Source organism: Streptomyces kebangsaanensis (genome assembly GCF_001906585.1).
Classification (GTDB): Bacteria; Actinomycetota; Actinomycetes; order Streptomycetales; family Streptomycetaceae; genus Streptomyces; species Streptomyces kebangsaanensis.
Window position 1 is genome coordinate 13,654 of record NZ_JUJA01000010.1, and the last position, 6,670, is coordinate 20,323.

Annotated in this window: 7 protein-coding genes and 1 pseudogene; 1 reads left to right on the forward strand and 7 read right to left on the reverse strand. The window is 64.9% G+C overall.

The genetic code is table 11. The annotated features are described in order from the left end of the window. Together RH94_RS41715 and RH94_RS46035 are read right to left on the reverse strand one after the other, a co-directional pair. A partial coding sequence (locus RH94_RS41715; protein ID WP_234425418.1) for an FAD-dependent oxidoreductase occupies positions 1–226 on the reverse strand: 226 nt, incomplete at its 3' end. Between the two features lie 35 nt (positions 227–261). Further along, entirely contained in the window at positions 262–1,461 is a 1,200-nt protein-coding gene (locus RH94_RS46035) for an IS701 family transposase (protein ID WP_267893326.1), read from the reverse strand. Between the two features lie 1,201 nt (positions 1,462–2,662). Here RH94_RS46035 and RH94_RS00590 point away from each other — a divergent pair. Then, positions 2,663–3,805 carry a tyrosine-type recombinase/integrase gene (locus RH94_RS00590; protein ID WP_234425419.1) on the forward strand — a complete coding sequence of 381 codons (1,143 nt, stop codon included), beginning with the start codon at positions 2,663–2,665 and terminating at the stop codon, positions 3,803–3,805. Between the two features lie 74 nt (positions 3,806–3,879). Here the strand turns inward: RH94_RS00590 and RH94_RS46510 are convergent, their stop codons facing one another. The 5 genes and pseudogenes from RH94_RS46510 to RH94_RS00615 all read right to left on the reverse strand — a co-directional run. Then, the gene (locus RH94_RS46510; protein ID WP_407697234.1) at positions 3,880–4,092 is read right to left on the reverse strand and encodes a helix-turn-helix domain-containing protein; all 213 of its coding nucleotides are present in this window, start codon (positions 4,090–4,092) and stop codon (positions 3,880–3,882) included. Positions 4,093–4,274: 182 nt separating this feature from the next. Further along, positions 4,275–4,547, reverse strand: coding sequence for a 5-formyltetrahydrofolate cyclo-ligase (locus RH94_RS41725; protein ID WP_073945715.1), 273 nt, complete (start codon positions 4,545–4,547; stop codon positions 4,275–4,277). Positions 4,548–4,627: 80 nt separating this feature from the next. Further along, positions 4,628–5,062, reverse strand: coding sequence for an NUDIX hydrolase (locus tag RH94_RS00605; RefSeq protein ID WP_234425420.1), 435 nt, complete (start codon positions 5,060–5,062; stop codon positions 4,628–4,630). 229 nt (positions 5,063–5,291) lie between these two features. After that, positions 5,292–6,029, reverse strand: coding sequence for an HAD family hydrolase (locus RH94_RS00610; protein ID WP_073945717.1), 738 nt, complete (start codon positions 6,027–6,029; stop codon positions 5,292–5,294). Further along, a pseudogene (locus tag RH94_RS00615) lies at positions 6,026–6,670 on the reverse strand (helix-turn-helix domain-containing protein); the annotation flags it as partial. The gene RH94_RS00610 and the pseudogene RH94_RS00615, both read right to left, overlap by 4 nt.

The window sequence follows — 6,670 nt, forward strand, 5'->3', positions numbered from 1 at the left end:
GCCGGTGCAGCGACTGCGCGGTCCTGGCATGCAGGGTCCCCGCTTTCGACTCGCCCGAGGGCTCCGGCTCCCTCTCCAGTACGGTCGTACGGACCCCGTGCAGGGTCAGTTCGCCGGCCAGCAGCATGCCGACCGGCCCGCCACCCACGATCACCACGTCCGCGTCCACGGCACCGGCCGTGTCCCTCGCCCCACCCGTGTCCACGGTGGCTGGGTTCCTCTCCATCTAGTACCTGCTCCTGGGGAGCTGTCCCGGTTCCGTCAGGCGATCTGCAAGTGGTCGCCGCTCGACAGCTCGACTGCCTGGTCGTGCACGGCGGACAGGGTCACGATGCCGTGCGCCACGGCGCTGAGGGTGGTGTGCCGGTGCCAGCCCCCGAAGGTGCGGCCCTTGAAGTCCATTGCGCCGACCTTGGTACTGATCTCGGCGAAGTCCTGGTCGACGCGTCCGCTGAGGCGTCCCAGGCGCACGACAAGCGCGGACGGTGCGTCGGTCATGTTCGACAGCCACAGCTCCCGTGCCTTGCGCTCCCCGGGGCGCTGTGCGCCGACCAGCCGCAGCAGCGGGGTGCTGGAACCGGGCAGCACGACATTGGTGCTGCCGATCTGCGTGGGCCGCTCGCCCGGTTCGGTGCGGCTCACCCACCGGACCGGACGTCCACCGGGGTCCGCCCCCTCGGCGAGGTGCTGCGCCGTCATCAACCGGATCGCCCGGTCATGCCGTACCGCGTTCCACGGGAACAGCCGCGTGGCACCGCCGATCCGCAGCACGAAGGGGACCTTCGCCGCCGACAGGTGCCGCACCAGCTCCCCCACGTCCTCCTCGCGCGCCTCCACAATCACCGGGCGGGGCCGCAGCCCCCACCCCCGCGTCAGCTCCAGCACGGCCACCACCGCGGTCGGGGTGCCCCCGTCGTCAGCGTCGGCCCACTCCGGGATCTCCGCGCGCCGCCTGCGCTCGGCGTCGGTGAGCCATTCCCGGGACAGCAGCAGCCGCGAGTTGACCGGTGCGCTCTGGGTGTCATTGGCCAGCCAAACGCTGTACGAACGCTGGCTGTTGACGACACGCCCGAGCTGCGGGTCGAACGATTCGGTCACTCCGACGGTGTGTTCGCCCGCTTTGAGGACCACCATCGGCTTCACCACCCACACCATCGGGTCGAGCGCCTGGTCGAGGTCCACGGCCAGCGCCTTGCGCACCGGGACCCAGTCCCACGACGACTTGCTGATGAAGTGATGCAGCCGCTGCTCGGCCGCACCGCCTCCAGCGATCGACGCGATCGACCGCATCGACTTGCGGCTGGTGAGCGACAGCAGTCCGGAGATGTACAGTTCACCGTTCTCCCGCTGGTCACGGCGCGGCAGTGTCATCAGCATTCGTCGGCTGTACTCGGTGACGAAGTCGTCGGCGACCTCGCGCCAGACGATCTCGTGCCTTCGATGAGAACGATTTACGTCCACGACGATAATCCCCTCCGCCGGACACCGGATCCCGTCACCTCACGGCGTTGAACCCGGAGCCCCCTGTCCATTGGCGGGCTCTAGTTGAACATACGTTTTGTTTTTTCGCCATGGTCATCCACTTAACGCGCCTCCTTCAGGATTGCCCGGACTCCGTGCGGCTGTGGACCACTTCTGCCTCGGGTACTGACGTAATCGCTGCTCAGGCTCTTGATCTAGCAGCTTTCACTCGCCCCTCGCCGGGCTGCCACCACGTCGGCACGCGCACAGTCGGACCCACAGGAAGCATGACGAGTGTCCGCGACTCAAAACTGACCGTTCAATTCAGAATGGAGTTCACGATCCGGTCAACTCCCTGTCGGAATCACCCCCCGGCCCTCGGGCCCCAGCGGTGGGAGCAGGTGGGACAGAGGCGGAGGCTCGGCCGGCGACTTGGCGCCGATCGCCGTGATCACGCCATTCTTGATGCCACCCCTGGCAGGGGCTTGACAAGTCATGCACAAGGTTGAGCCGTCGTACCCCGCCGCCGCTTTTCAGCCCTCCCCCGCAAGGCTCCGGTGCGACACTCCACGGATCAAGCATCGTCCCGGGATCGGCAACCCCTCCATGGCCGCGGCGGCCGTCAGGCGGACCGGGACCAGGACGGCAGCGGACCGCATGGAGCCGAAACGGATGTTCACGGGTACGGTCGTTGGCATCCCGGCGTCGGCTGGTCGGCGGAGTGGTCCCACAAGCACCCGTTCGGCGCCTGGCGCGGGCCCGGCCCTCATCAGAGGCCGGGTCAGGTGTGCCCGAGCCCTGTGCCACCAGCAGACGAGGAAGCTGATGCCGGACGAGTCAGCGAAGGAACCAGGCAGGTCACCGCTGCGCGTTCCCGTCAACCTCGGAGTGAGGCCGCTGTGCCGCCCGGCATGACGCCGGCACCACGCGATTGACGGCGCGTCAGTAAAGTCGGCAGAGGGTCAGCATGAGCTCGGTCGAACGCGGTTACAGATGACTACGGATGCACGTGGGCCAACTCCCGGGATCATGGCCTTGACCTGGTAAAACCCCTGTTTGAAGCGGACCTGGTGGAGTGAGGGGCGAGCCGTGTTCTACTACCTGCTCAAGTAGTGGCGCAGATCTCTTTGCCCAGGTCAGACGGTATGTAGCAGGCTCAGTGTCAGCAAAATCTCAGCATCAGCACGGAGTCAGCACAGCCTTGGCCACCAAGTCACTCGCACGCGGTATGGGCACGTACTCGAAGAGGTGCGGGTGCACCCGCCCCACCAACTGCCCTCATCCCTACACCATCCGCTTCCGCAACGCCGCGGGCAGACAGACGGAAGAGAGCGGGTACCGGACACAGCAAGCTGCCGTAGACCGCCTCACCGAGATCTACCAGCAGAAGCGGTCAACGCCCCAGGCAGCAGCGCAGGAAGCCCATGACCTGGGCCAGAAGCAGTTCAAAACATATGCCGAGGAATATATAGCAAAGCGTCGCGACTGGAGTGAGTCGAGAAGCGCCGGTGCACGCTCAGCGCTTGGCAAGCACATATACCCAGAATTGCAGTCCCGCCGAATAGAGAGCTTCACGCCGTCCATCGTTGAACGATTCATCGAGACGATGGAACGCAATAATGTTGGCATTGCAGCACAAGACCAGGCATTTGTCACGCTGAAGACGATCCTGTTGTCCGCCCACAAGAAGGGTGCCATCCAACGCAACCCGCTGACCGGTGTGGTACCTCCGCAGTACGACCCGGAACGAGCGGTGGTACCGAACTACGACACCATCCAGCTCATCAAGACCCAGTCTTCCGACTTCAGATTTCGACTGGTTGTCGATCTGATGACTGGCATGGGGCTCCGCAATGGCGAAGCACTCGCAGTCAACATCAACAATTTGGTGGCCGATGACGTCTACCGGGTTTCCGAACAAGTCAGCGCAAACACGAACCAATTGGCGAGACTGAAACACAGGAAGCTTGGAGAGTTCCGCGAAGTGCCCATGCCGCAGAAGACGCGTGCTGCCATAGAGACGTACGCGAAGGAGCATGGAACCTTCTCTGGAGGCTACCTTCTGGCAGGAGCCAACAAGACTGGAAGCTTGCCCCACATGACCTACAGATCACTGAATCATGCCTGGAAGCAGGCGACTAAAGATCTCCCCCTACCTGACGGACTTGTCATGTACGGCTTCCGTCATTTTTTCGCCTCCAACGCCCTGTCCAACGGCATACCGATTACGGATGTGGCAGAGTGGATGGGACACAAATCCATCGAAATTACGTACCGGATCTATCGCCACTTGATGCCATCGTCTATTACCCGAGCAGCCAAGATTCTCAATATGTCGCTGTAGACAAGGCCATACATAGCAAAACCCTGGCGGACGAAGCAAGAAAACTTGTTTCGTCCGCCAGGGGCCGTGTCTTATCAAGCGACGCGGCGCTGCTCCAGCCACTTCAACACGTCAGACCGCTTGAATTGGATTTTGGCGTTTCTCCCCGAACCCAACTTGTATGGCGTCAAGCCGCAACGCACTGCATCCCTGTAGACCCAGGTGACTGACATATTCAGAAGCTCCGCCGTTTCCTGAGCGCTTATCAGATAAGGGGTCACCCGTACTCCAAGTTCCGAATCATCCACCCCAGCAGGTAGCGCTCGCGCTATGCCGGCGGGGTAGCGGCCAACGTCAACAGTGCTGGTCCACGCTTGTCTGCTCGAGAAGCGCGGACTTCCCCACTGTCCGAGGAAACGCCGGTTTCCCCAACCGCGAGATTGCTGCTATGTTTCACCCGCGCGGTCGAACGCCACTGCGGCCACCTTGCTCAGGTCCCCACGTCCCAAAGTCGCCGAAGCGACGGCACCGGGATGACCTCTTCCGGCGTGATGATCAGGTCGACCTTGACGTCGTGGTCGGTAACTGGAATCGGATCGCCGATCACCTGGAGGGTGTGCACTGTGGCGACGACGAGCGTGTCCCGCCTCATGAGGCCGGCCTCCATCAGGAGTGCGAACTCCAGATCCGAGTAGCCGGCCCCCTTGCCGATTCGAGCACCGCCGCCAGCACAACCTCGGCCTGCGGGGTCGCCCAGTGCCACCGGACGTGGTGTACCGACGGACGGGTCACGGGGTGGTTTCCGGTCCGCGTTTGAGTGACCTCTCCCCCGGCCATGGCCTGCTACCTCCGCTCGTAGTCGTCCAGGTCCGCGACATCGCGGAGGTACCAGGCAGCCACGGCCCGCTTGTAGCCCTCGGGCATGTTGAGGTCCGGCACTTGGTCCGCGGCGAACATCCCGAGTTGTTTGTGCTCGTGACTGACGACGGGTGCTCGTTCGGGAGTGAGGACCGTGCAGCCGTAGGTGACGATCAGGACCCTGCGGCCTGGGATGGGCTCGTAGATCCACACGCCACCGCCGATCAGTGGCCCGGCCTTCACCTCCCAGCCGGTCTCCTCCTGGATCTCCCGTTCAAGCGCCGACTCCGGGCTGCAATCGGCTGGTACGGCCCCGCCCGAACTGCCGGTCTCCAGGCGTCCACCGGGCAGTTCCCACTCGTCGCGCTCGTTTTTCAGGAGCAGTACTCGGCGCTCTGCGTCCAGGGCAACGCCCTTCACGGAAACGGGCCAAAGGGGCGGCGTGTACGTCATCACGGTCCTCATCCTGCGCTGTGCGTCCCCAGCCCGCCGGGGTAAAGCCGAGGAACAGGGAGTCCAGAAACGCACCGTGGCTGCCGGATCGGTCGTGTGGCGCACAGTCTGGATGCTCAGCGCCTCGGCGGGAGAGATTGCGCATCTGCTCGCCGGGCCGCACCTCAACCACCTGAAACTCTTCCGGCATCGCGTCCTACCGTGGCTCAGGGCAGCCGCGGTCGACGTCCGACGCGGCGCATTGGTTGATCAGGCGGATTATGCGTTGTACGTCGGTTAGGTCAGGGACGACGTGGCAGGCCCCGGCGGCAGCCAGCCGGTCGACTGACGTGGTACCGGAAGCGACGCCAATCACGTGGGCGCCTCCTTCCCGTCCAGTGCGGACGTCCTCGAGAGAGTCGCCGATAATCACGGTCGTCTCCCGTGTGAAGGTATACCCATGGCGAGTGCCGGCTCGCTGCTGTGCCACGCGTACGAGGGCAGGGCGGTGGGAGTCATCGGAGGAGTATCCGCCGATGCCGAGGTCGAGATACTCGTCCAGGCCAAGAGCCTTGAGCTTGATCTCGGCGCTGCCCCGCAGATTGCCGGTGACGACGGTGGGAACCAGCCCGGGCTCTTGGTGCACGGCGGCAAGGGCGGCGGGTGCACCGGGCATGACCTGCCCGGTGCGAGAAAGATCGCCACGGTGACGCTCCAGTTGTGCAGGCATACGCTGCACGATGCGTTGCGCGAGTTCCTCGATCCGCTCGGGTTCCACTGCATTCGCGCACAGCAGCTCCCGGACAGCGAGGGGCATCGTCACCCCGGTTCCCCGGGCGGGCAGACGCTCGGCAGGCCGGCCCACCACCTCCTCGAAGAGTTCCCGGTAGACCAGCCGGTCGGTGTCGCCGGTGTACAGGAGGGTGCGGTCGATGTCCCAGAGAACCAGGATCATGCGGCGGCTCGCTGACGCATAACGCTTTCCCCACGATCCAGCAGGTCCCGGGCGGTTGAGGAGGCACCGTAGGAGCGCGCCTCATGGAGCATGGTGCGCAGGTGGTCGTCGAGGCGGGCGGATTGAATGCCTTCGGCGAGGGTCAGGACGTCATGGGCGGTGGCGCAGCCGGCGTCGGCGTCGCCGGCGCGCATCTGCGCGGTCGCGGCTCGGGAGAGGAACTGAGCGGTGGTTCGGGTCTCGTCCCGGCTGAGCACGTCGCGGGCCGCGGCGAAGGATTGGGCTGCCCGGGATGGCTGTCCCAGGTCGAGGTAGCAGCTTCCGGTCTGTCCGAGGATCTCCCCCGGGCTGATCCAGTACAGCCAGTGAGGATCGTCCTCGCCCCGGCCGCGGGCACAGAGTTCTTCGGCTTCGGCAAGCGCGGCCAAGGCGTGGCGCTCTTCACGGAGTCGGGCGTGGCCGCGAGCCTGGCGGGTGAGGAGCATGGCGTTCAGGGCGGGGGCGTCGTGATCGGTGATTGCCTGGCGCGCTGTACGGGCGGCGGTGATGGCGTCGCGCGGGTCGCCGGCGGAGTAACCGTGGATGGCGAGGAAACCGAGAGCGCCGGCGCGCAGGCGGGAGTCGCCCGAAGCGTGGGCTGC